This is a genomic window from Arachidicoccus rhizosphaerae (genome assembly GCF_900107765.1).
Taxonomy (GTDB): domain Bacteria; phylum Bacteroidota; class Bacteroidia; order Chitinophagales; family Chitinophagaceae; genus Arachidicoccus; species Arachidicoccus rhizosphaerae.
In genome coordinates, this window is record NZ_FNQY01000024.1 from 1 (window position 1) to 22,896 (window position 22,896).

General features: G+C 41.3%; 21 protein-coding genes and 1 pseudogene. 14 read left to right on the forward strand and 8 right to left on the reverse strand.

The features are described 5' to 3' along the window. Window positions 1-54 precede the first annotated feature (54 nt). The 5 genes and pseudogenes from BLU80_RS20160 to BLU80_RS15760 all read left to right on the forward strand — a co-directional run. Window positions 55-162: pseudogene (locus tag BLU80_RS20160) on the forward strand (hypothetical protein); the annotation flags it as partial. A gap of 9 nt (window positions 163-171) precedes the next feature. Beyond that, window positions 172-372 carry a hypothetical protein gene (locus BLU80_RS19910; RefSeq protein ID WP_244518972.1) on the forward strand — a complete coding sequence of 67 codons (201 nt, stop codon included), beginning with the start codon at window positions 172-174 and terminating at the stop codon, window positions 370-372. A gap of 38 nt (window positions 373-410) precedes the next feature. Then, a complete protein-coding gene (locus BLU80_RS15745; RefSeq protein WP_091400400.1) occupies window positions 411-884 on the forward strand; it encodes a hypothetical protein in 474 nt (157 codons plus the stop codon). 62 nt (window positions 885-946) lie between these two features. Continuing rightward, window positions 947-1,402 (forward strand): hypothetical protein, encoded by a 456-nt coding sequence (locus tag BLU80_RS15750; protein WP_091400402.1) that lies wholly within the window; start codon window positions 947-949, stop codon window positions 1,400-1,402. A gap of 303 nt (window positions 1,403-1,705) precedes the next feature. Further along, complete coding sequence (locus BLU80_RS15760) at window positions 1,706-2,005, forward strand: hypothetical protein (RefSeq protein ID WP_091400405.1); 300 nt, start codon at window positions 1,706-1,708, stop codon at window positions 2,003-2,005. Window positions 2,006-3,288: 1,283 nt separating this feature from the next. On the opposite strand, the gene hpt is transcribed toward BLU80_RS15760, so the two are convergent. The 4 genes from hpt to BLU80_RS15785 all read right to left on the reverse strand — a co-directional run bounded on the left by hpt (window position 3,289) and on the right by BLU80_RS15785 (window position 7,470). Next, a complete protein-coding gene (hpt, locus tag BLU80_RS15770; protein WP_091400409.1) occupies window positions 3,289-3,828 on the reverse strand; it encodes a hypoxanthine phosphoribosyltransferase in 540 nt (179 codons plus the stop codon). Between the two features lie 166 nt (window positions 3,829-3,994). Then, window positions 3,995-5,137 (reverse strand): glucosaminidase domain-containing protein, encoded by a 1,143-nt coding sequence (locus BLU80_RS15775; protein ID WP_139188175.1) that lies wholly within the window; start codon window positions 5,135-5,137, stop codon window positions 3,995-3,997. Window positions 5,138-5,150: 13 nt separating this feature from the next. Beyond that, on the reverse strand, window positions 5,151-5,795 hold the full coding sequence (locus BLU80_RS15780; protein ID WP_091400410.1) for an O-methyltransferase: 645 nt from the start codon (window positions 5,793-5,795) through the stop codon (window positions 5,151-5,153). Window positions 5,796-5,973: 178 nt separating this feature from the next. Continuing rightward, window positions 5,974-7,470: a sodium:solute symporter gene (locus BLU80_RS15785; RefSeq protein WP_091400412.1), complete on the reverse strand. Its 1,497-nt coding sequence runs from the start codon at window positions 7,468-7,470 to the stop codon at window positions 5,974-5,976. A 95-nt stretch (window positions 7,471-7,565) separates the two neighbouring features. Between BLU80_RS15785 and BLU80_RS15790 the strand changes: the two genes are divergently transcribed. The 9 genes from BLU80_RS15790 to BLU80_RS15835 all read left to right on the forward strand — a co-directional run bounded on the left by BLU80_RS15790 (window position 7,566) and on the right by BLU80_RS15835 (window position 19,616). Further along, on the forward strand, window positions 7,566-8,018 hold the full coding sequence (locus tag BLU80_RS15790; RefSeq protein WP_091400414.1) for a GNAT family N-acetyltransferase: 453 nt from the start codon (window positions 7,566-7,568) through the stop codon (window positions 8,016-8,018). Window positions 8,019-8,149: 131 nt separating this feature from the next. Continuing rightward, window positions 8,150-9,376, forward strand: coding sequence for a 4-hydroxy-3-methylbut-2-enyl diphosphate reductase (locus BLU80_RS15795; protein ID WP_091400415.1), 1,227 nt, complete (start codon window positions 8,150-8,152; stop codon window positions 9,374-9,376). Window positions 9,377-10,033: 657 nt separating this feature from the next. After that, a complete protein-coding gene (gene spt, locus BLU80_RS15805) occupies window positions 10,034-11,263 on the forward strand; it encodes a serine palmitoyltransferase (RefSeq protein WP_091400419.1) in 1,230 nt (409 codons plus the stop codon). Between the two features lie 42 nt (window positions 11,264-11,305). Next, window positions 11,306-12,436, forward strand: a complete 1,131-nt coding sequence (locus BLU80_RS15810) for a GNAT family N-acetyltransferase (protein ID WP_091400421.1) — start codon at window positions 11,306-11,308, stop codon at window positions 12,434-12,436. Continuing rightward, window positions 12,433-13,416, forward strand: coding sequence for an NAD-dependent epimerase/dehydratase family protein (locus tag BLU80_RS15815; RefSeq protein ID WP_091400423.1), 984 nt, complete (start codon window positions 12,433-12,435; stop codon window positions 13,414-13,416). Before BLU80_RS15810 ends, BLU80_RS15815 begins: the two co-directional genes overlap by 4 nt. Window positions 13,417-13,606: 190 nt before the next feature. Further along, window positions 13,607-14,926 carry an inositol-3-phosphate synthase gene (locus BLU80_RS15820; RefSeq protein ID WP_091400424.1) on the forward strand — a complete coding sequence of 440 codons (1,320 nt, stop codon included), beginning with the start codon at window positions 13,607-13,609 and terminating at the stop codon, window positions 14,924-14,926. A gap of 659 nt (window positions 14,927-15,585) precedes the next feature. After that, window positions 15,586-18,162, forward strand: a complete 2,577-nt coding sequence (locus BLU80_RS15825; protein WP_091400426.1) for a DUF5686 family protein — start codon at window positions 15,586-15,588, stop codon at window positions 18,160-18,162. A 9-nt stretch (window positions 18,163-18,171) separates the two neighbouring features. Next, window positions 18,172-18,927 (forward strand): DUF4833 domain-containing protein, encoded by a 756-nt coding sequence (locus tag BLU80_RS15830; RefSeq protein WP_091400428.1) that lies wholly within the window; start codon window positions 18,172-18,174, stop codon window positions 18,925-18,927. Between the two features lie 44 nt (window positions 18,928-18,971). Continuing rightward, window positions 18,972-19,616, forward strand: a complete 645-nt coding sequence (locus tag BLU80_RS15835) for a sterol desaturase family protein (RefSeq protein WP_091400430.1) — start codon at window positions 18,972-18,974, stop codon at window positions 19,614-19,616. Window positions 19,617-19,689: 73 nt separating this feature from the next. On the opposite strand, the gene BLU80_RS15840 is transcribed toward BLU80_RS15835, so the two are convergent. From BLU80_RS15840 to BLU80_RS15855, 4 genes are all read right to left on the reverse strand, one after another. Beyond that, window positions 19,690-20,109 carry a GtrA family protein gene (locus BLU80_RS15840; protein WP_091400431.1) on the reverse strand — a complete coding sequence of 140 codons (420 nt, stop codon included), beginning with the start codon at window positions 20,107-20,109 and terminating at the stop codon, window positions 19,690-19,692. 62 nt (window positions 20,110-20,171) lie between these two features. Next, window positions 20,172-20,927, reverse strand: a complete 756-nt coding sequence (locus BLU80_RS15845; RefSeq protein ID WP_091400433.1) for an HAD family hydrolase — start codon at window positions 20,925-20,927, stop codon at window positions 20,172-20,174. Between the two features lie 31 nt (window positions 20,928-20,958). Further along, window positions 20,959-21,903 carry a CDP-alcohol phosphatidyltransferase family protein gene (locus BLU80_RS15850; protein WP_091400435.1) on the reverse strand — a complete coding sequence of 315 codons (945 nt, stop codon included), beginning with the start codon at window positions 21,901-21,903 and terminating at the stop codon, window positions 20,959-20,961. Window positions 21,904-21,958: 55 nt separating this feature from the next. Further along, complete coding sequence (locus tag BLU80_RS15855) at window positions 21,959-22,879, reverse strand: hypothetical protein (RefSeq protein ID WP_091400437.1); 921 nt, start codon at window positions 22,877-22,879, stop codon at window positions 21,959-21,961. Between the last annotated feature and the right edge of the window lie 17 nt (window positions 22,880-22,896).

Below are 22,896 nucleotides of genomic sequence, written 5' to 3' on the forward strand. Positions count from 1 at the left end.
AAAGAGCTTCAGGAAGACCTTGGGTTAGATCAGTATGATTAGGGGGCGAGGTTTTATGATGCTCAGATTGGCAGATGGCATGTAGCGGATCCGCTATCGGGGGAAGGCAGAAGGCTTTCTCCATATAACTATGGAGCAGATAATCCACTTCGGTTTATAGACCAGGATGGGATGCAGAGTGTAGCCTTCCAGGGAGCGGATGCTGTTGAGGTTTTTAAACAATGGCAGCAGATGGGAAAATCTGAAGGGGGCGGGACGATAAAACTGATGGAGATCAAGATCAAGACGGGGATGATGATAAAAAGAAGAAAAAATATCCGCCTCCTCAATATACAATATCGGAATACCATCCTGGCTTTTGGGAACAACTGAGGGACAAAAATAATATTGTTTCAAATTTTTTGTACTCTATGTTCGATGATGTCTATGTCGCAGCCCAAACTTTTCGAAATAGGGATGAAAAGCAGCATTTGGGTAGCGGCTGGGTAACCCCTAATGATGCTGTTGCAGGAATCGCAGGAACAGCTCTAATGTTTTTGCCTTTCGGGCCGGAGGCTGCTAAAGGAGAACGAGTTGTCAAGGTAGGGGTGGTTACTGCTGAGGACGCTGCTAAGGGGGGATTTTCTGTAAACCCTAGCAAATTTGATTACTTCTTTGGGCGTGTTGTAAGTGGCTCAGAACACAACATTGCTAGGTCAGCACAAAATTTAAAAGACTTAACAACTCTTGGGATTAAAAGTGAAAGTCAGTTAATGAATGTCTTTGGACAAGCTCTGGAAAGTGGAACAGTTATATCAACTAAGACTAGTCAATATGGAACAACTGTTATGAGAAGTATTAATATTGGAAATCGGGGAAGTATTAATGTCGGCTTCTTTTACTAAGGCGGAAATATGAGTGCTACACCTTCTGTTTCAACAATGATCCCTAAAATTTTTAAATAAAAATGGAGATAAGTATAAATGAAATATCAGAATCGGAGTTCAAAAAACTAGAGATTCCCGTCTTATTTGAGGATGAATCGATAGATAGAATCTTTGGAGTTATATCAGATGGCAAAAATGAATACAAACTAGGATGGCAAAGTGAAAATATTAAACCAGTAGTAAAGTGGATAAACACAATACTTTGTTCAATAGGTGTAGATCTAGTATTTGTAATATTTGAATTTAATACAGGTAGAATATTATATAAGCTTTCTTTGGATTACTATTTTTACGACACTAGAATATATAATGGAGCTATCTATGTAATTACTCAACTTGAAATCATTAAAATTAGCATTACGGATTTAACAATAGCAGAAACATATTCTTTGCCTGATTACTTTGAAAGTATTGAATTTAAACAAGGAATTCTAATAGTCAGATGTATAGGGAATGAGGTCGTAAATATAGAATGAACACAAAGCCGCTAAGGGGGGAAAAGAATTATTTAAGTTCACAGATACAGCCGCTAAGAATATGAATATGAAGCAGGGCGTATGATACCTATTCAGACTTTAGATGACATAATAAAAGCCCCAATGTCAGTAGTTAAAGACCCTCAGCGTAAAAAGGCACTAATGCATTATTCACAAATGTGGAAGAATGGCAAGCTATACAATGTAGAAGTGTTATACGACAAAGGAGCTAATACAATAATGCACTTTAAATATACCAAAAAGCCATTAGGTTCTTTACCTGCAATAAAGTGATAGTAAGTTATGTTTGAAAAAAATGATAAAAGAAGGTTGTATTGGCTTATTGACCAATATTTTTCGAAACAAATAAATGGTTGGACATTTTGTAATGAATATTACTACTCTTATAGTTTAGAGATTAAAAGCGATGATTTAACAGATATAGAACAGTCTGCATTTTCTGAATTGGATAAAATAAGCAGTAGATATACTGATGTTGAAGAAGATTTAATTAAATATCCAGGCACTTATTACAATGAAGAACAACTAAAACAAAAGATACTCGAAACCAAAGAGAAGTTACAAGAGCAAAGGAGAGTATGAAATAGATTGTGTAAACAGGTTTAAATAAAGATCTTATAGCCGACATCTATCTTCAAAGATAGTCAAAAATGGGAGTGTAAATCTAAGTGTGTCAGGGGTGGGTTCCTTCTGAGGGTAGTTTTGGTATTGGCCGCCAGCGGGTGACCAATACCAAAACTACCCTCAGAATTGCTTAAAACATTTTTACCTCGTCAAACATCACTCCCATTTTTTAGTTGTTCAAATTTATCTCTTTCGAGTTGCAGCAGACCGCCGTAGAGTTCGATGACTTTGTGGGGAGTGGTAATGAAATATAACCAGCGATGCCAATAAAAATATTTCCGGGATTGCCTACAATTATCTAAATTTACCTGAGCGTATTACGGTAACGGGTAACGGTACTGTTAGTTACATTTACGACGCATCTGGTAATAAGTTGCAGAAGAAAAACGTAGATAATTATGCATAACATGAGTTATTCTTTTTTTTTTGCAACGATGATTAAAATGCTAACAATTATTATACTGGTCTCATGGAGCGTAAAGCTTATACTTCATTTTCATTTAGATTTTAAAAGCAGCCGAATAAAAGGGCTCGCCCCAGCGGGTATGCTGCCTTTTTTATTATTTTTTACCATACTTTCAACCTTTAGCTGACAAATATTCAAATGAGGCAAAAATCTGCAATATATTTTATTTAATTGCTGTTGCAAGCACAATATTTTTTTTAATTATTAGAGGTTATTGATATGGCTGGGGAATACCTAAGGATGCAGTAACTGTACTAGCAGGCATTACATTAGAACAGGTCGTCAAAAAGGGACTGTTGCTACTGAAGGGGGAAATGAATTATTCAATTTCGGAAAAGCATCAGCAAAGCATATAACAGAGTAAGAAAGGTTGTTCCTTTTCAAATTTTAGAACAGGCAATTAAAGGTTCAAAAGGAGTTGCTATTCCTCAAGGTTCACGAGCTTTAGTGCATAGCTTAGAAATGATAAAGCCTATAAATTAGATTTGCTCTACAGTAAGGGGACTAATTCAATTTGGCATTTTCATTATAGTCAAATAAAACCGTAGCGAAAATGTACAATAAGATCGATAAACGAAAATTATATTGGCTTATATATTCTCCCAATAGAATCTACTGTTATAACAATTATCCGACGCTGGCATTTATAGAAACATTGAAATTAGAAAAGGTTCAGTATTCAGAACACCGTTCGTTGCATAAACGAGGCCGCTTCGCAAAGTCTGCCGGAAAATAATTGTTAGTAAATCCGTGAAGAGAACATGGAGGCTCTACCCTACCCCAGCTGATAGATCTCTTTTAAGTTCCGGCCCAGACCGTCATAGTCCAATCCATATCCCACTACAAATTTATTGGGGATAGAAAAGCATAGGTAATTAATATCAATCGGGTGTGTTTTTGCTTCCGGCTTGGTCAGCAAGGCGGCTAGTTTGATTGACGCAGGACCTTGGTGTTCTAATTGTGGCAGAAAACTGCTAAGTGTTTTGCCGGTGTCTACAATATCCTCAATAATGACTACGTGGCGGCCATTGATGTCTGCATCCAGACCGATGGCGGTCAGGACTTTTCCGGTTGATTTGGTGCCGGAGTAAGAGGCCAGTTTAATGAAAGAAATCTCGGCCTCAATCGTCAGTTCCTTAAACAGATCGCTGGCAAACATAAAGGCGCCATTCAGGATGGCAATAAACAGTGGCTTTTTATCTGCATAGTCCCGGGAGATGATGGTGGCCATTTCCTTTATTTTCTCCTTAATTTCTGTCTCAGATAAGTAAGGAACAAAGTTTTTTCCGTGGATTTGTACTGATTGGTCTGCCATATGCTTATTTAAGGAATTGAAAGGATGTATTGTACTTTATTAAATAATGTAATAAATTGAACTAAGCCTGTAAATCTTCTTTGGATAATTTACGTGGAATAGATTAATTGGAAAAAGTTTTCTGGAATACCTTTTCTTTCGGATTACCGGGACTTTTTGAGTCTTTTTATTTTGATAAGGTTTTAGGTGCCTCGTTGCTTTTTTCCCTTAAATAGACCTTTTGACCTGCGGCGAGCGGGGTTTCCGCGGCTACTTTATTATAACCGACCAGGCTTTTTAACGCAACGCCCTGTTCAGCCGCAATTTCCTTGAGGGTCTGGCCATACTTACTGTTTACATATTCTTTCTCCCCTTTTTTAGGCCTTTTTTCCAGGTATATCAATTGCCCGGGTGAAACGACGGCTGTTGGGCCTAAGTCATTTAATGTAAGTAGTTTATGGAAGTTTATATTATTTTTTGAAGCGAGCGCCATAAGAGACATTCCTTTAGGGGCGTATATTACCTTGGAATGATTGATGGAAAACGGAGCTACCGGGTAGCTGGGCCCCTGTACCATGGTCTGGGCTACCCGCATGGCGGGTGCACTGGAGCGGTTGGTTGTTGCAAATGAGGTGTTGTCATTTAGGGCGGCCAGACTATTATTGTTACCCGGCTTCTGGTCTTCGTCTTGCTGGTTAGCTCTGTTACCAGTTGGAGAAGCGGGCCGGCCTTGTTGAGCCTGATTGTTATTGAAGGCTATTCTGCTGTTTTCATCCTGATAAGGCTGTTCCCCGTTTTTTAATTTGGTGATGGCTAGATCCGTATAGCTCTCCAGATTATACGTTTCAATGAGTTTAATCAGGTTTTGCGGGTAATCTCTTTCTGTGGCATAGCCATCTTTTTTAAGGCCATAAGCCCACGCTTTATAATCTGTTGGATTCAGTTCAAACAGATCCGTATAATAAGGCCGGTTTTTTAAAAAGTCAGAGTGATCCTTATAGGAGTCCTCTACACTGTTATAGACCCTAAAGCACTCCCCTTTCTTGTCATCATCGTGGTAGGTTTTAGCACCAGTCCACTCGGTCTTGCATTTAATGCCAAAATGGTTATTGGAACTTTTAGCAAGCGTGCTTTGTCCACAGCCGGATTCCAGGATGCCTTGGGCCAGGGTAATGGAGGCAGGCACACCGGTTCGCATCATCTCAGAGACGGCCAGCGCCTGATATTGTTGTATATAGGCTTCTACCTGGGGGCTTCGGGTCTGCGCTTTTACGGCGTTAAAGGCCAGAGTGCCTAATGTCATTGAGAGTAGCAGGGCATACTTTCTCATGGTTGTATTTTGTTTAAGCTTCGACTTTTTTAATCATTAATAATCCGTCACGGATAGAGAGCAGTACTTGCTCGGTTCTGGGGTCCTTAGCTACGTGTTCATTAAATGCCTGAATAGCTTTGGCGCTTTTGCCTTTGACGGGTTCCTCAAATATCTGCCCGTGGAACAGGACATTGTCTGCCAGGATAATCCCGTTAGGATTTAATCTTGTCAGTACCAATTCATAATAATCAATATAACCGGTCTTATCGGCATCGATAAAAACCAAGTCCCACTGGCAATCTAGTGTAGGAATAATCTCCAGGGCATTTCCCTGATGCAAATATATTTTATTTTTATAATTACTTTGGTCAAAATAAGACTGGGCCAGCTTGGCATCTGCTTCTCTTAGCTCTAAGGTATGTAGTTCACCATGCTCCTGCAGACCTTCTGCCAGACAAAGTGCACTGTAACCGGTAAAAGTGCCGATCTCCAGAATATATTTGGGCTTTTGCATTTGACTCAGAAAAGAAAGAACCCTGCCCTGAACATGACCGCTGAGCATATGAGGTTGGTCATGGCTGGCATAGGTATCCTGTTCTATTTGCTGTAATAATGCATCTGGATGGCTGGTCATCAGATCCGTAAACCCTTCCACTTTTGGGTCAATCAGGTCCATGATATCTGGATTTAAGTTGCTGATTAGTAAATGTTTGTCATAAACATCTACCTGTATTTTTACTTTGTACTATAATACATGGCATTTCTCTGAATCGGATATGCCATTGAATTTACACAGGTAAAGGTACAATAATTCTATGGGAATCAGTTTTTTGTAGTACTTTTTTGAAGCTATTTTAAGCGGCGGGAATTTTATGGGTATCCATACCGGCTGACTCCCAGTCCTTGGTTTTGGAAGGAGTGGAAAACAGCCATAATCCCAGCCAGGTTAAAGCACCATTTATGACAATCAGCTCCAGTCCGATTCTGAACTCCCCGAATAATTGCGCTTGGTTATAATCAATCAGCATGCAGATGATGGGAGCCGCAAAACAGATATATGGTACAAATTTGTCTTTCACTTTCCGCCTGGTGAAAATACCGAATGCAAACAGCCCCAGTAAAGGCCCATAGGTATAGGTGGCCATTTTCAGGATAATGCCGATCATGGAATTATCATTGATCACTTTAAATACCAACACTAATATCAGAAAACTGAAAGCGACCCATAAATGCACTTTCTTACGGATAGACTGTTGTTTTTTTGTGTCCCATTTATCTTGACGCTTCATGCCCATGATGTCAATGCAGATAGAGGAAGTCAGCGCTGTCATGGCCCCGTCTGCACTGGGAAACAGGGCAGATATCAGGGCTATTAAAAAGATAATGCCAATGGAGGTCGGCATATGTTCCAGGGCAATGGTTGGGAACAGCAGATCGCCGGAGGCGGTCAGGTTTTCCCTTGCGCCATATAAATGGATGAGTCCGCCCATATATAGAAACAGGGTGATAACAATTAAAATGATGACAGAAAGCGTGACCATGTTTTTTTGCGAGTCTTTTAAATTGCTGACAGAAATACTTTTTTGCATCATCTCCTGATCGATGCCTGTCATCGTAATGGTAATAAAGGCCCCGGCCACTATTTGTTTGATAAAGTAATTTTTATCATTAAAATCCAGGCCAAATACCCTGGACAGGCCTTTTTCATGCATGGCCGTCAGACTGGCGCCTACACTCATGTCCATATGATAGAGCATATAAATACTGCAGATGATCAGTCCCGCCAGCATGCAGGTTGTCTGCAGGGTATCTGTCCAGACAATGGTTTTTACCCCGCCTTCATAGGTATACAAAATGATCATTACCAGAATGACTACGGTGGTCAGCCAAAACGGAACGCCTAATCTGTCTAAAATAATGGTTTGCAGGATGATGACGACTAAATAAAGCCTGGCGGTAGCCCCTACCCATCTGGAAACAATGAAAAATAAAGATCCCGTCTTATAGGAAGCCATTCCCATCCTGGTTTGTAAGTAACCATAGATAGAGGTCAGTTTCAGGCGGTAATATAAAGGAAGTAGGATAAAGGCAATGGCTATATAGCCGATAGCGTAACCCAGGGTTATCTGCAGATAACCAAAACTGTCATGGCCTACAGCACCCGGAACGCTGACAAAGGTGACCCCGCTTAAAGAGGTGCCAATCATTCCAAAGGCCACCAGCATCCAGTTACTGCTTCTGTTTCCGATGAAAAATGAGTCATTATTGCTGCCCTTGGAGGTCTTCCAGGAGACAAAAAGCAGTAAAAGAAAATAGGCGAAAACAATGGTCAGTAATAAAGATGCAGACATAGCTTTATATATTGAATAATATCATTTAATGTAACAAATATAGCTTTCTCTATTTAAAATCGGGATAGTATGGGGGATTGATTTAATTTTGCGGTATGGATTATACCATTCAAAGCAAAAAATTTGAACAGCTGAGCCTGATGGAACTGTACCGGATTTTACAGCTCCGAAACCAGGTATTCTATGTGGAACAACGCTGTGATGATCTGGATCTGGATGATAAGGATCAGCAGAGTTGGCATCTGACCATTTATGATGGGGATATCCTGGTGGGGTATGCCAGGCTGCTGCCTCCCGGTCTCAGCTATCCTGAAATGTCTATTGGCCGGGTGGCCGTTTCAGCAAGCTACCGTGGTCATCAGATAGGCCGATTACTAATGGAAAAGGCCATTGAACAGCTCGAAGTCTCTTTTGGGAAAGGACCTATCAAGATCAGCGGCCAGCGTTATTTAGAAAAGTTTTATGCATCTTTAGGCTTTGAGACCATCAGTGAGGTGTATCTGGAAGCGGGCATCGAGCATTTGAAAATGCTGCGGCCAGCCTTTTGATCCGGCTCCGGATAATTAGGTCGTTATTGGTCAGTATAGGATTTTAGTTTATTTGCTATTGAATTTCAATTAGATATTGAAATTCAGGTGGTTCCTGGCCCTTATTTATTATTATTTAGATTAATTTTTGGATGAAGCAGTTTAATGTTCCCAGTATATATAGAAGTGATTTAATCAGCGCGATTAAAAACAAAAGAAGGCTTCAGGATAAATTGAAAAAAGATTTCAGCCCGACTTTACTGGATTTTGGGACGGTACAGATTTTTTTAGCCCGTCATTTTGGTTTTTGTTACGGTGTGGAAAATGCCATAGAAATTGCTTTTAATATTATTGAAGCCCACCCCGATCGTCAGATATATCTGCTCAGTGAAATGATTCATAATCCGCAGGTAAATGCAGATCTGGCCCAAAGAGGCGTAAAATTCCTGCAGGATACCTATGGCAGGCAACTGATCGGCTTTGATCAGATCACCGCTGAAGATATCGTGGTTATCCCGGCCTTCGGAACGACACTGGAAGTGGAAGCATTACTACACAGCAAAGGGATTCAGACAGAAAAGTATAATACGACCTGTCCTTTTGTGGAGAAGGTCTGGAACAGGAGTGAACAGATTGCCAGAAAAGGTTATAGCATTGTGGTACATGGCAAACCCCGTCATGAAGAAACCAGGGCTACTTTCTCTCATGCCTCCGCTAAAACGCCTACGGTTATTGTCAATGATATGCATGAAGCAACTTTGCTGGCAGAATTTATCAGAGGTCAGCGTCCCAGTTCGCAGTTCTATGAACTGTTTAAAGGCAAATATTCTGAGGGTTTTGATGTAAATAAGGATTTAATGAGTCTGGGCGTCGTCAATCAGACTACGCAGCTGGCCAGTGAAACGCAGGCGATTTCAGATTTCCTGAAAAAAACAATAAAAGAGCATTATCAGTTAGATGACACCAATCTGGCAGATCATTTTGCGGACACGCGCGATACGTTGTGTTATGCTACCAATGATAACCAGTCCGCGGTTAGCGGTATGCTGGATACGGATGCGGACTTTGCCATTGTGGTTGGCGGCTATAATAGCAGCAATACGTCCCATCTGGTGGAGCTTTGTGCAGAAAAGCTTCCGACTTATTTTATCAATCATGCTTCCCGCATTCTTTCCGCCAGGGAAATTGAGACCTGTGACTGGAAAACGAAACAAATCAGCCGGGTGGCTGATTTTATGGGTGATAAAAGGCCTGCCAAAATCCTCATTACCAGTGGTGCCAGTTGTCCGGATTCCATTGTTCAGGAAGTGATTTACAGATTATTGGATTTGTTCAATTGCAAGGATAAGATTCATCAGGTAGCTGCCCAGTTTGGCTGAGCGGACCAGCGCTGTCTTATTGGTTAATAACGGGTTGCAGGTTGTTATTGAAATAAGGCTGGTCTTAGGTTGCATGCAGCCGGAAAAATCAGACTTCTTTATTAAAGTGCCTGATAATCAGATTGTTTGGATGAACTGATTTATGCACAATGGTTTATAAATATTAATCAATGGTATAACATTTATTGTTACCTTTGCGCCGATTTAAATGGAAACCTACTGGGTAGACCTTAATTTAGAGAGAATTATAGTAAGTTATTTAAAATATTTCATAGCTGACATGAGTGCTAACTAATGGTAGTATTTTGTGTGAATTATGGTGGAATTCTTGCAATGACGTGACTTTGGAGCCTCTACCTGGCATTACAGTTGCGTTAGTTTTCGGCAAGATGACGAAAAATGGCGATGAAAATTTTAAACTATTGGGTAACTTTAAAGAATACTTTCTATTTTTACGCATTATTTGAATGTTATCTTTTTATCCCATATAAATTATATGGATATATAAAGGACAGACTTTAGATAATCCTAAAGATTATGAAAGGAAATCTTAAATTTGAATAGGAAAAGCTGTTATTGTTCATCGCTTATTCAAATGAAAGCACATTATTCAAATTGTTCAACAACCGGAATTATTATTAATAAGATTGGTCACGGATGCAGAAAAAATTAAAATCAAAAATTGAGGCATTTAAAGATGCCACAATTATTAAAGAGAAGGGCCTTTATCCATATTTTAGATCCATTGAATCCGGTCAGGATACGATGGTGTATATAGAAGGTAAACCTGTGCTGATGTTTGGTTCAAACTCCTATTTGGGACTGACCAATCATCCTAGAATTAAAGTGGCAGCACAAAAGGCAGTAGAAAAGTATGGTTCAGGATGTGCCGGTTCCAGGTTTTTAAATGGAACCCTGGATATTCATATCGAACTGGAAAAAAGACTGGCGGCCTTTGTGGGTAAGGAAGACGCTTTATTATTCTCTACCGGATTTCAGGTAAATCTGGGGGTTCTTTCTGCTATAGGTGGTAGGAACGATTATTTACTGCTGGATGAGTATGACCATGCTTCCATCATTGATGGTGCGAGACTCTCCTTTTCCAAGGTATTAAAATATCGGCACAATGATATGGATGACCTGGAGCAGAAACTCAGAATTCTTCCAGAGGATGCCTTAAAAGTAATCGCAGTGGATGGTATCTTTTCCATGGAAGGTGATATCGTTAATTTACCGGAAATTGTAAAGCTCGCCGATAAATACGGCGTTAATATATATGTCGATGATGCCCATAGCCTGGGTGTTATCGGAGAAAAGGGTGCCGGAACGGCTTCCCATTTTGGCTTAACCAATGAAGTGGATCTGATCATGGGTACATTCAGTAAGTCATTGGCCTCTTTAGGTGGCTTTGTTGCCAGCGATGCAGAAACCATTGATTACCTGAAACACCGCGCCCGCTCACTGCTCTTTAGTGCTTCCATGACTCCTTCTGCAGCTGCCAGTGTGATGGCGGCGCTCGATATTATAGAAACAGAACCAGAGCATATGGAACGTCTATGGGCAAATACCAATTATGCGCAAAAATTATTATTGGATGCAGGATTTAATCTGGGACGTACGCAGAGTCCGATCCTGCCCATTTATATCAGAGATTCTGATAAAACGTTTCTGCTGACCAAAATGTTATTGGAACAAGGAGTCTTTGTCAATCCGGTGGTGGCCCCTGCGGTGCCTTCTGAGGAGTCTTTGATTCGTTTTTCATTAATGGCAACCCATACTTTTGATCAGATCAAGGAAGCCGTTGAGAAAATCTCGAATATTGCAAAACAGATTGGTGTAGAGCTGAGCGCGCATGAGGGGATGAAAGTATCCAAGAAAATAGTCTGACCTGAAAAACGCTATTTCAGCACGCTTTAACCAAATCAAAAAATGAAAAAAATAGTACTTGTCTCTTCTAAAAAGGAGTTGAAGGCTTTTGTTGATTTTCCACATGACCTGTATAAAAACGATCCGACCTATGTACCGGAGCTTTTTATCGCCCAAAAGGACTTATTATCGCCCTCAAAGCATCCTTTTCATGAAAATGGACAAATCCAGCTCTATCTGTGTTATGACCAGGACAAGATTGTTGGCAGAATCGCCGGTATTTTAAATGATAACCACAATAGCTTTAATCAGGCAAATGATGGTTTTTTCGGTTTTTTTGATTGTGTGAATAACCAGGAAGTTGCCGACCTGTTATTAGATACGGTTGAAAAATGGTTAAAGGAAAAAGGAGTTACCGGACAGGTTATCGGTCCCATGAACCCTTCAACCAATGAGACTTGTGGTATGTTGGTGGATGGCTTCTCCACTCCTCCTATGGTGATGATGACGCATAATGCCTCTTATTATCCGGCATTAGTGGAAGCGCATGGTTATAAAAAGCAAACAGATATTCTGGCTTATTTATATAATCTGGATCATTACAACGATGCGCGTGTCAGAAGGCTCCATGAACTCACGCAGAAAAAGTTAGACAACCGAAAAATAGTGATCCGCAAAATCAATATGAAGGATTTCAAAAATGAGGCGGATAAAATTAAAAAAGTATATAATTCGGCCTGGGACAAAAACCTGGGGTTTTATCCCATGACGGATAAAGAGTTTAATTATACAGCCAAGGATCTTAAAATGATCCTGGATCCCGATTTTTGTATTGTCGCGGAGCATGAAGGAGAAATCGTAGGCTTTGCACTGGCCTTACCTAATATCAATGAAGTGCTCCGCAAGATAAAAAGAGGCCGGCTGTTTCCAACCGGAATCTTTAAACTGCTGGCCGGTAAAAGTAAAGTGACCAGCATGCGTATTATCATGTTGGGGGTCATTGAAGGTTACCGCAAGATCGGAGTAGAGATGGCCTTTTATACTTCTATTATTGATGAAGTAGTAAAAAGAAAAAGGATTAAACAAGTGGAGGCTTCCTGGGTATTGGAAGATAATATTCTGATGAATAAAGCGATTCAGGATATCGGAGGGGTACCTTATAAAAGGTATAGAATTTACGATAAAGAAATATGATAGAAAAAAAACTATTGATTACGGGAGCCAATGGATTTGTAGGCTCACATCTTGCTAAGTTGGCCCTGGACAATGGTTATAAGGTATTTGCTGCAGTCAGAAAGACCAGTGACCTTTCGGCTCTGGAAGGACTAGCTGTTACACTGGTATATCCGGATTACCGAAATATAAACAGCATCACGGCACTGCTAGATCAGGCCGGCATCACGCATATTGCGCATGTGGCCGGTAAGACCAAGGGCCGGAACTTAGATGAATATATGGAGGCGAATGCCACCGTTACAGTGAGTCTGGCACGGGCAGCACTGGAGTGCAGACAGGTCGTGGAAAAATTTGTTTTTGTCAGCTCCATGGCCGTTATGGGGCCGGCCCCGTTTGGCAAAGAACTGACGGAGCTGGATGCGCCTCAGCCGGTTACCCTGTACGGAAAGAGTAAATGGCAGGCGGAACAGTATTTGGCAGACTATGGCAGTTTGCCATTAATAACACTTAGACCTACCGCAGTCTACGGTCCCAGAGATAAGGATATGAGGCTCGTTATCGATATGGTGGCCAAAGGATGGGAACTCTATCTGGGAAAGGGACCGCAGCAACTTAGTTTTATCTATGTCAAAGATCTCTGCCAGGCGATCTTACTGGCGTTGGCCAGTAAGTCTAACCAGCAGACTTATATACTTAGTGACGGCGTGAATTACAGCCGATATGATTTTGCAAATCAGGCAAAAAAGGTATTAAAACGTAAAACCCTTAAGTTGCACTTGCCGGTAGGCGTAATATCTTTTGCTCTGGGGGTTCTGGAAAAAGTATGGCCATCCAGGACATCCATCCTGAACAGGGATAAATTAAAGGAACTGACCGGCAATTGGGCCTGCAGTATCCAAAAGGCCAGAAAGGAACTGGGCTACTCGCCTGTATATCCTTTATCCACAGGCATGGAAAAGACCATTGCCTGGAACCAGGCCCCTGAAAAGGCTCATTAAAAACGCGACGTTTTTTTGTAAGTTTTAGATCATTGTTTAAACAATGTCTTAAAATTTACAAAAAGTCTAATTTAAACGTTTGTTTGTTTTAAACAATTGTTTAATTTTGCAGCGAACTTTTAATGACATGCGGATCTGGAAAGTTTTGGTTTGGTAATTTTTACTAATATAACACATAAAATAGTACTCAATGAAACAAAAAGTTCAACCCGCTGAGGGGAAGTTGGGAATACTCATTCCTGGTTTAGGCGCAGTTGCCACTACATTAATTGCCGGCGTTATTGCCAGCAGAAGAGGCCTGGCTGAGCCGGTGGGTTCCCTGACACAAACTGGTCATATCCGTATTGGAAAAAGAACTGATAATAACTACCCGAAAATAAAGGATTTTGTTCCGGTTGCAAAACTGGAAGATATCGTATTTGGTGGCTGGGATGTATACGAAGATAATGTATATCAGGCAGCCAGCATTGCTAAGGTACTTGATCAGCATTTACTGGATTCTATCAAAGACGAGCTGGAACAAATCGCTCCAATGAAAGCTGTTTTTGATAAAAGTTATGTAGAAAACCTGGACGGACATCATGTTAAAACCGGTGAATCAAAATGGGATCTTGCACAGCAGACCATCAAAGATATTCAGGATTTTAAAGAAAAAAATGGCCTGAACCGTATCGTTGTTATTTGGTGTGGCTCTACAGAAAAATACTTTGAGGCCTCTGAAATTCATGAAACCGTAGAAGCCTTCGAAGCGGCTTTAAAGGCAAATGATGACAGAATTGCGCCAAGTATGATCTACGCATATGCTGCACTCGTACAGGGTATTCCATATGTAAATGGCGCACCTAATCTGACAGTTGATACCCGTGCTTTGGTGCAGTTATCTAAAGATACCAATACGCCGATTGCCGGTAAAGACTTTAAAACAGGTCAGACTTTAATGAAGACCATCCTGGCTCCCGGTCTGGAAGCACGCTCTTTAGGCGTCAGAGGTTGGTTCTCCACTAACATCCTGGGTAACAGGGACGGGCTGGTACTGGACAGACCGGAAAACTTTAAAACCAAGGAAGTATCTAAACTGGGTGTATTAGAAGATATTCTGCGCCCGGATCTGCATCCTGAGTTATATGGTGATCTGTACCACAAAATCCGTATTAACTACTACCCTCCTCATGGTGATAACAAAGAAAGCTGGGATAATATCGACATCTTTGGCTGGTTAGGTTATCCTATGCAGATTAAGATTAATTTCTTATGCCGTGATTCCATCCTGGCAGCACCGGTCGCTCTGGATTTAGCATTATTTGCGGATCTGGCCAAACGTGCCGGCATGAAAGGCATTCAGGAATGGTTATCCTTCTATCTGAAATCTCCTCAGACCAAAGAAGGGCTTCGTCCTGAAAATGACATCTTCAAGCAATTGATCAAATTGCAAAACACGCTCCGCTATATGATGGGTGAAGAATTAATCACGCACCTGGGGCTGGATTATTATGAAGAAGATGAAGCCTAGTATTTAATCAATACTTGCGCTGAAACAAGGTAACAAAATGCATATGCCTTTAGGATTTCAAAATTCCTGATAGCATAGGTTTTTATAAGATAATTAAAAACAGTTGGACAGATCCGCCATCTGTTCAGCAAAGGGAATGGAGCCCTGCGCTGAAAATAACCTGGATGGCGGATTACCTTGTTTTTAAGAAGCTGTTTTGGACAGGAGTCGACTCGTATCTTTTTGACCCTTAATTATATTCGGGATCAGTATGATACACTTGATCTAAAAAGGGATTAGATTCATTTTATGGCAAGGGTTACATATCATGGCGTAAAATGAGGTAGGGCATTTGAGTAGTTTTTAATTGAAGAAAAAATCTTACTGAATTATCTGCCAGGATGATGCAGGTATGCGGCAGATAAAATATCCGGCGTTTGCAAGTAATAGGAAGCGCCGTTTAATAAAAGTAGTAAATTGGTATAATAGGTTGATAGTCTGTACTTAGGGCGGTTTAAAGAATTATTGGTTTTGAAAATAATCCAGCTCTTCCCCAATTTCTAGGTACGGTTCTTGAAAAATTATTTTACACCAGGTGATGACCGGGCAAATCAGTTGAGGATGACTCACGGATCAGGCAAGGGTGTTAAACATCACTACAACGTTAGAAGCAAAAACAAATGTCTTTTAAGATCAACATAGAAAGAAAACTTCTGTTATTTATCGTGCTGCTGGTTTTTGGCGGCGCAGTTCTGGCACAAAATCCCAGCGGATCCATTGTGATTAAAGGTGTCGTTACCGATGCGGCTGGCGGTGCTCCGATTGCTAATGTGAGTGTCTTTTTCAGTGGTTCTGCAGGCGTACTGACAGATTCCACCGGACACTATAGTTTGTTTGCCTCCAGACGATTTGTGAAGGACAATCACCTGAAATTTGTTTATGTCGGATATAAAACCGGCTCAGTAGACGTTAATTTTGATGTGCCTGAACAAAACGTGGATATGCAGCTGGAAGAAAGCGGCCACGCTTTGGCAGATGTCATTGTGAAAAATCACCGGGAAAAATACCGGAACAGAGATAATCCGGCAGTCGCCCTTATTAAACAGGTCATAGCACATAAGGACGAGAACCGTATGAATGCTTATAATACGGCTTCTTATAAACAATATGAGAAGATGTCCGTCTCTGTCAGTAATTTCTCAGAAAAGATTAAAAGCAAAAAAGCTTTAAAAAAATACCAGTTTTTATTAAATAATGTAGATACCACCAAGGTAAAGGGCCAGAGCCTGTTGCCTATTTATCTGGAAGAAACCAGCTCTGATAATTATTATCGCAATCATCCAAAGGATGAAAAAAAGATCATTACCGGTGCCAGAAAAGTGGATTTTGGTGAATTTATAGATACCAAAGGGGTGACTAAATATCTGGGGAGTCTGTATGCTGCCATTGATATTTATGATAATAATATAACCTTATTGTCCAATCAGTTTTTAAGCCCCATTGCGGGTTCGGCTCCGACTTTTTATAAATTTTATATCCGGGATACCGTGGAGCGAGATGGTATTAAAATTGTACACCTGGCCTTCTCTCCCAGAAATCCGCAGGATATGTTATTCAGGGGAAATCTGGATATCACCCTGGACGGTCATTACGCTGTACAAAGAGCCAGACTGTTCTCCCCTATTGGCATTAATGTGAACTTTTTAAGATCCATGAATATCTCTTTGGATTTTGTCAAAGCAGACAATGGCCGTTATCTGTTGACCAAAAGCGATATGATGGCTGATTTTGGTATTTCTAAAAAGGGAATGGGCCTGTACGGGGAAAGAGTCATCTCATTTACGGATTTTAAAACAGATATGCCACTGGCAGATTCTGTATTCAATGGCGGACAGATTGTGGAAGCAGACTCTGCGGCTCACAGGGATCAGCAGTTCTGGGCGGAAAACCGACTGGATACTTTAAGTACCGCAGAATCCAAAACCTATATGAACATTGACTCTTTAAAGAATATGAAATCCTTTAAAAGGACAATGGACTGGATTACTTTCCTGTTTGCCGGTTATAAACAGGTGGGACCTGCTGAAATTGGACCGGCCAATACATTTTACAGCTTTAATCCGGTAGAAGGGTTCAGACTGCGCCTAGGCGGCCGTACCACTACCCGGCTGAGCGACAGATTGTTTTTTGAAGGGTATGGCGCTTACGGGTTTAAGGATCAAAAATTTAAATATTTCGGGAGTGCCACTTATTCGTTGAACAATAAGTCTATTTATAAATTTCCGCAGCATTACGTTCGGGTAAGCTATCAGCATGATACAAAAATCCCCGGTCAGGATTTACAATTTGTGCAGGAGGATAACTTCTTCTTATCCTTTAAAAGAGGCAATAATGATAAATGGCTTTATAACGACTATTTTAATATTAATTATAAAAAGGAATTTGAGAATCATTTTTCCTATGATTTTAATGTACGCTACTGGAAACAACAGCCGGCAGGAACACTGGACTTTAATTACGCAACCAGTCAGCCGGGACTTTTAAAATCAGTCGATCAGGTAAAAACAGGGGAAGTAGGTGTAACCCTTCGATATGCACCGGGAGAAGTGTATTATCAGACCAAATTATATAGAATCCCTCTGATCAATAAATACCCGATTTTTCAGTTCAGGTATACGGCAGGTATTAAAGGGCTGTTTGGGGGAGAATATAACTATAACAATCTGGAAGCGAATATCTTCAAACGGTTTTATCTGTCTCAGCTAGGGTTTACGGATGTAACCGTGGATGCCGGTTATATTTCCGGAAAAGTGCCCTATCCGCTCTTATCGCTGCCCAGGGCCAATCAGACCTATGCCTATCAGCTGAATTCTTATAACCTGATGAACTTTTTAGAATTTGCCAGCGACCATTATGTTTCTCTGATGGCAGATCACTATTTTAACGGGTTCTTTTTCAATAAGATACCTCTCATCAGACGGTTAAAATGGCGCGAAGTAATTGAAGGGAAAGCCTTATTTGGCGGGCTGAGGGACGAGAATAACCCCATGGTGAATAACGACCAGATGCGCTTTCCTTATACCAATGGTATGATGAGTACATTTGCGCTTCAAAATGAGCCTTATCTGGAAGCGGGGTTTGGTATTACCAATATCTTTAAAATTTTAAGGGTGGATTATGTCCGCCGGTTTACTTATCTGGAACATAGTGATATTGCCAAATGGGGTATCCGGGTCCGGGTTAAATTTGATTTTTAATAATTTATAGTGCAGATAAAGCAAGCAGTTGGACTCCGTCAATCTTTCAACAGGGCGGCAGGCAACTTAAACAGAGGTGAAACAGTAATGGAAGGGACCGTACTTAGTGACATAAACTACAGCAGTGGCAGATCTTGTTTGCGCAGTAATATTTTAAGTTATAAAAGGTTGATCCATTGTATTTTATTGGTAGTTTGCGGTATGTTTGCCTTCAGCAGTGACTTGGATGCTCAGGCTACAATTTCCAGAGAAGGGATCAGCTATCCTATTCCGCCCAGTACCACCAACCGGATGTTCTTTTTACAAAGAACACCCAATACCAATACCATTGCCTGCGACCTGAATATGGGAAGTAACGGCCAGGTGAATGCCAAAAACCCGCTGACCACTTATTGGTTACGTTATGGGGACTCGCCCAAAGGCGAAAAAAAAGAACTGAACTTTGTACAGCGGCACTTTGCCTATGGTCTGAATATTAAACAGCGTGGCGACGGAAAATATGAGTTCTGGTTTGTATCCTATAAAAAGTACCATATGTACCTTTTACAGACCAAGGATGGAAAATGGCGGGTCTATGGAAAAATAAATGATAAACTCACGGTGCTTGGTAGTATCTTTATTTATATAAATGGAGGCTCTTTCTGGAACCCGCATGTTGATTATGTGGAACTCAGGGGCAAGGATCTCTCCAGTGGCAAGGAAGAGGTGGAAAGGCTGACAGACGTTAAAAAAGACCCCGATGAGGGGCATGACAAAGAAGGCTAGAGAAAATTGATTAAATTTGTAACAGCGAATTAAATTATAGGGTTATGGCAAAGAATTTCGTTTCAAACTCAACGGAGTCCATAAGGATGTTCAAGAGTAGTTTTTTAGAGCGTTTATCCAAGGTGCATTTCACCGTACCATTGTTTATTTTTATCCCTGCAATTGCCGTTTTTATTTATAGGGCTTTTGCAGTATATCAGGTTAGTTTTTTGTATTTTCTGGGGTATTTCGCCCTGGGTATATTTATATGGACCCTGACGGAATATGTCCTGCACCGGTTTATTTTCCATTTTCATCCCAGCTCTAGCTGGGGCAAGAGAATTCATTTTATATTCCATGGCGTGCATCACGATTATCCAAGGGATAAAAAAAGATTGGTCATGCCGCCTTCCGTGAGCATACCACTGGCGCTGTTGTTTTATTTCTTATTTTATCTGATCTTACCGGAAGGAGGTGCGCTTAGCAGCTTTTTTGCGGCATTCTTATTAGGCTACCTGGCCTATGATATGATGCATTATGCCATGCACCATTATAATTTTAAGAGCTCTTTTATGAAAAAGATCAAGCAGCATCACATGCTGCATCATTATCAGGATGAGCATAAAGGGTTTGGCGTGAGCAGCTCTTTATGGGATAAGATATTTATCTCGGGTTTTCCCAAGAAAAAAGACAAGGCAGTTACAGAATAATAAGGAGGTAAAAGGCTTTACAACCAGAAAGGCGTAGTGGAAAATATCTTTTCAGCTACGCCTTTCTGGTTTTTTATTTTTTAAATACAAAGTATTTAAGCAACGGGAAATTCCAGCCAAACCGGACAATCAGTCCTGTCCCCAACCGGCCTACAAATTTGTTCAGTCCCAGTTTATCCACAAAAGCATAGGTGCCGTAAGTGTTCAGGATTAAAGAACCAACCCATACGACCAGATAGCGCGCCACCTGATGACTTTTTTTCTGTTCGAAGCTTTTAAAGGCAAAATTACGGTTCATTAAAAAGTTGATGACTCCGCCACAGATCACTCCGGCACTGGTTGATACCACGATATTTAAATGGAAAACCACGGAACAAAGCGTAAATACCCCAAGATCCACGATGGTGGAACTCAGTGAGGACAGTTCTGATTTCAGGAACTGCATCACGGATACTTTTTTCTGTTCGTTGAGCTGTAATATTTTTTTTGCCATCCTATTGGAAAATATTTTGCGTGATTGGTAAGACTACTTTTGCCTTCTTTTAAACGGGATGCTTATAGCGCCAGAAGTGTTTCCAGTTGCCCTAAGGCCGTTATCGGTGTAACCTGGCAGCGGGCTGCCTGTTGTTTCGCTTCAGGGCTGATGATGGCCGGGTAGACACTTCCAGGGGTATCCTCCCACCCTTTGCCGATTATCCAGATCCCCTGACAGCCGATTTGTGTGGCCGGAGTCATGTCTTTGGTCAGAGAGTCTCCAATGGCTACGGTGGCACTTGGAGCTAAGCCCAGGCTCTGTGCACCTAATTGCCAGATTTTCGGATCTGGTTTTTTAACGCCTACAACAGCCGATTCTGTTACGGTCTCAAACAGATCTCTGATACCAAAATCTTGTAGGACCGTGCCCAGGTTACCATAGAAATTGGAGACCATGGCGATCCTGTATTTTTGCCTGAGCAATTTTAAAATGCCGGCATGCTGCTGGCAGTTGTCTAATGCCTGCTGATAAGCCTCATCTGCTATGAATTTCTGGTCGCGGATGGTACAGGCTATTGCCTGCTGCTTTAAAAAGTCCGCCTGGATGGCCAGTTTTTTTTCCAGCAGGTCTAAAAAGGTATCGTCTTGTTGAATGATTTTTTCCTTAGCCAGACTCCTTTCCCCGTGCGCAAAAGCTTTTTGATACAGCGCCGGATCTAAGCCGGGATGGCGCTGTTCCCATAGCGGATAGAGAACATGTACCCAGTGCAGGCCGCCGGTGTCAATCGTGCCTCCGAAATCAAATAATAATGCCTGTATGTTGTTCGTGTCCAGCATGGGCGGTTAGACGTTTAATAGATTAGGATCCTCAGGAGGCCCTGGCAGGGCTCAGTGCTTTTTTTGAATAGCTTTCCTGTCGGTTAATCAGGTACAGCATAATGGGATTTAAAATCAGGATATCAAAAACAAAATAAAGCCATGGCTGATCCATAAAAAGCCAGATAAATAAAAAGATCACCCGTGTATTGAACTGAATAATATTGGTATATTTCATTAAAGGCCGGTTGGCTTTTAAGAAACCTGCCCTGAGCTCCGGCGTCATAAACCCCGGATCTGTTCTGAGTTTAATAAGGAATTTCTGGAGCCATGGTGAAGTGCTCTCCTGTATTTTCGTATAGTTGTGATAGGTTTTCATGGCAAAGCGTTTAATGCCGGTAAATTCATTAATCTGCTTTTCAACATCCTTACTGTTATCAAATTCACTGCCCGTATCCCCTTTTAGGAAAAACAGATACAGGTTCCGGTAATAATCAGCCATGGCCGACTGGATGACATGTGACAATCCGGAGACAACAGCCAGTACCCAAACCCAGGGGGACCAACCTGCATGCATTAATCTAAGCGATAAAGCAATCGCGATTGCTCCGAACCAGAAATCTCCCGCGATACCGTCAAGGATTCTTCCAAATCGGCTTTTATTGTTGGTCAGCCTTGCCAGCTGACCGTCTGCGCTGTCCAAAGAATTGGCAAAGATCAACAGCAACATGCCGACTATATTTATCCAGATATTATCCCAGTAAAATAAAATGCCCGCAACCACCCCTATATATATGCTGGTAATGGTGACGGTGTTAGGCGTAATTTTTAATTTAGCGCATACTTTGGCAATACGCAGCCCAATGGGCCTGTAAAACCAGATATCAATTTTCTCTTCTGTATCGCGGCTTTTTAAGGAGGCGGCAAATTCACTGGCTGCCGCTTCGGCTTGTTCTTTTTGATCTATTTGTAATTGTTCTTCAACTTGTAGGCTCATCACTTAAAACATGTATTAGGATCTAACTTTGGGATATAAAATTTGAAACGGAGCTTTAGCTCAATTCTTGGTGTGCCCTGGCAGTGGGGCGGTTCATGGCCTCCAGTGCCTGAATCAACCGCCGGGTAATGGCTGATGCCGCCTGGTCCCTGCAAGGCGCAAAACTAGGCCAGTCATTAAAATCTATGATGGCGATATCTCCTTTGTCATTAATGACTGCATCCCCCCCATATATGGGGACTTCTGCTGCAACCGACGCCTGGTCTGCCATCGATTTTAAAAGCTGATGGTCAAAGTCAAAATAATGGGTAGCGCCATTAATGGCTTTAAATTCCTTGTATTTATAATGTCCTTTATCATAAGGATAGAGCCAGTGAAAGAAATTGGTACCGCTGACCCCGTAGAATTTGATCAGATCTCCTTCCAGATGCGTGGAGACGACTACTTCCGCAATCGATCTGCTATGAAAGTTTGCCAGTAATTGTGCGGCTTCATCGCTGTTTTTTGCAAAAACGACATCTTCTTTGATAATTGCATGAAAATCACCTCTTTTTAACCAAAGTCCGTGCCCCTGATCCAATTTTTTTAAGTCGTCCGGTGCATAACCTGCAGTCGGGATAATCTGACTTGGAGCCGTGGCAATCTGCTGATTGAGTAAAATTCTGGTAATATTGGACCTGAAACAGTTGGAAATGCCTCTCGGGCTGTTAATCATCTGAATCTGCCCCCGGAAACTTTGTTGAATACCGGATAATATAGCCAGTAGTTCCCGGTTGCGGGACATGGAAAAAATGAGCGCAACATCCTTTAGCGCCGCTGTATCCGGCTTTAGTTTTAAAAATTCATGTTCATGATAAGTGGTCAGCTGGTGGCCTTTTTGCTGCAACTGATCGGCAACCATCTGAAAAATGGTTGCATCATTATTTATATGATTGGGAGAATGTTTAACGGCTCTTTTTATACCAATTATCTGCATGTACAATTCTTAAGTAA

Excerpts from the sequence above, each read along its gene's own strand:
- BLU80_RS15750 (WP_091400402.1), top strand. The coding sequence starts at position 947 with ATGGAGATAAGTATAAATGAAATATCAGAATCGGAGTTCAAAAAACTA.
- BLU80_RS15820 (WP_091400424.1), top strand. The coding sequence starts at position 13,607 with ATGAAACAAAAAGTTCAACCCGCTGAGGGGAAGTTGGGAATACTCATT.
- BLU80_RS15825 (WP_091400426.1), top strand. The coding sequence starts at position 15,586 with ATGTCTTTTAAGATCAACATAGAAAGAAAACTTCTGTTATTTATCGTG.
- BLU80_RS15745 (WP_091400400.1), top strand. The coding sequence starts at position 411 with ATGTTCGATGATGTCTATGTCGCAGCCCAAACTTTTCGAAATAGGGAT.
- BLU80_RS15835 (WP_091400430.1), top strand. The coding sequence starts at position 18,972 with ATGGCAAAGAATTTCGTTTCAAACTCAACGGAGTCCATAAGGATGTTC.
- BLU80_RS15815 (WP_091400423.1), top strand. The coding sequence starts at position 12,433 with ATGATAGAAAAAAAACTATTGATTACGGGAGCCAATGGATTTGTAGGC.
- BLU80_RS15785 (WP_091400412.1), bottom strand. The coding sequence starts at position 7,470 with ATGTCTGCATCTTTATTACTGACCATTGTTTTCGCCTATTTTCTTTTA.
- BLU80_RS15810 (WP_091400421.1), top strand. The coding sequence starts at position 11,306 with ATGAAAAAAATAGTACTTGTCTCTTCTAAAAAGGAGTTGAAGGCTTTT.
- BLU80_RS15845 (WP_091400433.1), bottom strand. The coding sequence starts at position 20,927 with ATGCTGGACACGAACAACATACAGGCATTATTATTTGATTTCGGAGGC.
- spt (WP_091400419.1), top strand. The coding sequence starts at position 10,034 with ATGCAGAAAAAATTAAAATCAAAAATTGAGGCATTTAAAGATGCCACA.
- BLU80_RS15760 (WP_091400405.1), top strand. The coding sequence starts at position 1,706 with ATGTTTGAAAAAAATGATAAAAGAAGGTTGTATTGGCTTATTGACCAA.
- BLU80_RS15840 (WP_091400431.1), bottom strand. The coding sequence starts at position 20,109 with ATGGCAAAAAAAATATTACAGCTCAACGAACAGAAAAAAGTATCCGTG.
- BLU80_RS15780 (WP_091400410.1), bottom strand. The coding sequence starts at position 5,795 with ATGGACCTGATTGACCCAAAAGTGGAAGGGTTTACGGATCTGATGACC.
- hpt (WP_091400409.1), bottom strand. The coding sequence starts at position 3,828 with ATGGCAGACCAATCAGTACAAATCCACGGAAAAAACTTTGTTCCTTAC.
- BLU80_RS15795 (WP_091400415.1), top strand. The coding sequence starts at position 8,150 with ATGAAGCAGTTTAATGTTCCCAGTATATATAGAAGTGATTTAATCAGC.
- BLU80_RS15850 (WP_091400435.1), bottom strand. The coding sequence starts at position 21,903 with ATGAGCCTACAAGTTGAAGAACAATTACAAATAGATCAAAAAGAACAA.
- BLU80_RS19910 (WP_244518972.1), top strand. The coding sequence starts at position 172 with ATGCAGAGTGTAGCCTTCCAGGGAGCGGATGCTGTTGAGGTTTTTAAA.
- BLU80_RS15775 (WP_139188175.1), bottom strand. The coding sequence starts at position 5,137 with ATGAGAAAGTATGCCCTGCTACTCTCAATGACATTAGGCACTCTGGCC.
- BLU80_RS15790 (WP_091400414.1), top strand. The coding sequence starts at position 7,566 with ATGGATTATACCATTCAAAGCAAAAAATTTGAACAGCTGAGCCTGATG.
- BLU80_RS15855 (WP_091400437.1), bottom strand. The coding sequence starts at position 22,879 with ATGCAGATAATTGGTATAAAAAGAGCCGTTAAACATTCTCCCAATCAT.